General features: G+C 71.6%; 4 protein-coding genes. All 4 read right to left on the reverse strand.

Going from position 1 to position 2,277, the window contains the following annotated elements; genetic code table 11:
- Positions 1-449: shikimate dehydrogenase family protein (locus tag AC2W7J_RS17580; protein WP_485983997.1), on the reverse strand; the 449-nt coding region annotated here is incomplete at its 3' end.
- Entirely contained in the window at positions 443-1,594 is a 1,152-nt protein-coding gene (mltG, locus tag AC2W7J_RS17585) for an endolytic transglycosylase MltG (protein WP_485983999.1), read from the reverse strand. The genes mltG and AC2W7J_RS17580, both read right to left, overlap by 7 nt.
- The gene (gene ruvX, locus AC2W7J_RS17590) at positions 1,591-2,046 is read right to left on the reverse strand and encodes a Holliday junction resolvase RuvX (protein WP_255183603.1); all 456 of its coding nucleotides are present in this window, start codon (positions 2,044-2,046) and stop codon (positions 1,591-1,593) included. The genes mltG and ruvX overlap by 4 nt, the downstream gene beginning before the upstream one ends.
- A 79-nt stretch (positions 2,047-2,125) precedes the next feature.
- A complete protein-coding gene (locus AC2W7J_RS17595; RefSeq protein WP_485984001.1) occupies positions 2,126-2,254 on the reverse strand; it encodes a DHHA1 domain-containing protein in 129 nt (42 codons plus the stop codon).
- Between the last annotated feature and the right edge of the window lie 23 nt (positions 2,255-2,277).

A 2,277-nucleotide genomic window follows, 5' to 3' on the forward strand; every position in this document is an offset into this window, starting at 1 on the left:
ACCTGCTCGGCGTCGAGCTCGTGCATCGCGAGCGCCGCCGAGCGAGCCGTCGCGCCGGAGCCGAGCACGAGGGTCCTCGCGGGCGCGGTCACCCCCGCCTCGCGCAGCGCGGCCCGGATCCCGTAGACGTCTGTGTTGTCCGCGATCCAGCCGGCGTCGGTGCGCACGAGGGTGTTGATCGCCCCGGCCCTGCGGGCCAGCTCGCTCACCTCGTCGGCCACGTCGAAGGCCGCGACCTTGAGCGGCATCGTCAGGCTCAGGCCGCGCCACATGACGTCGAGGCCGGCGACGAAGGGGGCCAGGCCCCCTTCGTCGACCTCGTGGGGCGTGTAGTCCCAGTCGGCGAGGCCGGCCGCCTCGTAGCCGGCCGTGTGGAGGGTCGGCGAGAGGGAGTGCCGGATCGGGCTGCCGAGGACGCCCGCGTGCCGGGTCGTCTCGCTCGTCAGCACCGGTCCTGGTTGTCCGCGCACCACTGCTCGAACTCCTTGACGTTGTTGTCGTGCTCGCGCTGGGTCGTGGCGAACTTCGTCTCGCCCGAGTCCGGGTCGACGGTGACGAAGAAGAGCCAGTCGCCCTCGTCCGGGTTGCCGGCCGCCTCGATCGCCTCGGCGCCGGGGTTGTTGATCGGCCCCGGGGGCAGTCCCGTGTGCTTGTAGGTGTTGTAGGGGCTGTCCGAGTTGCGCATCTCGTCGGTCGTGCCCGCCTTGCCACGCTCCTGGAAGACGTAGTGGACGGTGCTGTCCATGTTGAGCATCCCCACGGTCGGGCCGTTGACGTCGGCCAGGCGGTTCTCGATGACCCGGGCGACCTTGCCCCGGTCGGCCGCGCCGGACTCGCCCTCGACGATCGAGGCGACGGTGAGGGTGCGCTCCCACGTGTCCTGCGGGACCTTGGCCTTCTTCAGCTCGTCGGTCGTCATGGTGATCATCGCGTTGAGCTGGGCGACGGCGCTCGTGTCCTTGTCGAACTCGTAGGTCGACGGGAAGAGCCAGCCCTCGAGGTCGCCACCGGCCTGCTCGGGCAGCTTCAGCTGCGCCGACTTCTCGGCCTTCTCGTACTGCGACACCGGCACGCCGGTGCCCTCCGACAGGCGCTTGTAGATCTCCGAGCGCCACAGGCCCTCGGGGATCGTGATGCCCTTGGCGACGCGGTTCTTGGGGTCGATGAGCCGGTCGAAGGCGTCGGCCGCCGGCATCTCCTTGAGCATCGCGTAGGTGCCCGGCTGGATCGAGGAGGCCTTGTCCGGCTGGGCGGCCGCGACCTCGGTGAAGCTGCTCGTCGACTTGATGACGCCCGCCTCGACGAGGGTCTCGCCGATCTCGGAGCCGGACTGACCCGAGGCGACCTCGACCTCGACCTTGCCGTGTCCCGGTCCCTCGAAGTCCTTCGAGCCGGACCCGCCGGGGATCAACGACCGCAGGGAGCCGAAGGCGAAGACGATGGCGACCACGACGACCGCAGCCGCGAGGAGCATGGCCAGGCAGCCGGCTCCGCCGCGCCGCGTGGTGCGCGCCTCCGTGGCCCGCCGCTGACGGCGCGTGTGCGAGCGATCGTGCGGCCCGTCGTCGAAGATGTCGTCGTCGAGCTGGTTCATGCGTCGTTGCCCTTCCGCGGTGTGCGTCGGCGCGGCCGACCTACCCGTTCCCCTGGGGGTCTACCGGTTGCGCGCTCCGTGTCCAGCGCAGTCTGCAGGATCAGCACCGCGGCCGCCTGGTCGACCACGTCCCGATGGCGACGACCGGCCACACCGCTGTCCCGCAGGCCCCGATGAGCATCCACTGTCGTGAGCCTTTCGTCCACGAGGCGGATCGGCGTGTTCCCGATCGGCGCCTCGCGCAGGGCCAGACCCAGGCTCTTGGCCCACGAACGCGCCTTCGCCGCGGCCGGGCCCTCGGAGCCGTCGAGGGAGCGCGGGAGACCGACGACGACCTCCATCGCCTCGACCTCGGTGGCGATCTCGACGACCCGATCGACGTCACGGCCGTGCTGGAGATCACGCGCCACCGTCTCCACGGGCGTCGCGAGCAGGCCGTGGGGGTCGCTCATCGCGACCCCCACCCTGGCCTCGCCCACGTCGATGCCGAGCCGGACCCCTCGACGGGGCTCCGGCACGGTCGTCCCGGCGTCAGACACCGAGCTCCCGCTCGATGGCCGCCAGGGCGTCCTCGACCTTCGTGGCGTCCTGGCCGCCACCCTGGGCGAGGTCGTCCTTGCCGCCACCGCCGCCGCCGAGCACCTGGGCCGCGACGCGCACGAGAGCGCCCCGCCTTGACCCCC

This window comes from Janibacter sp. CFPM2_SD2, assembly GCF_057364645.1.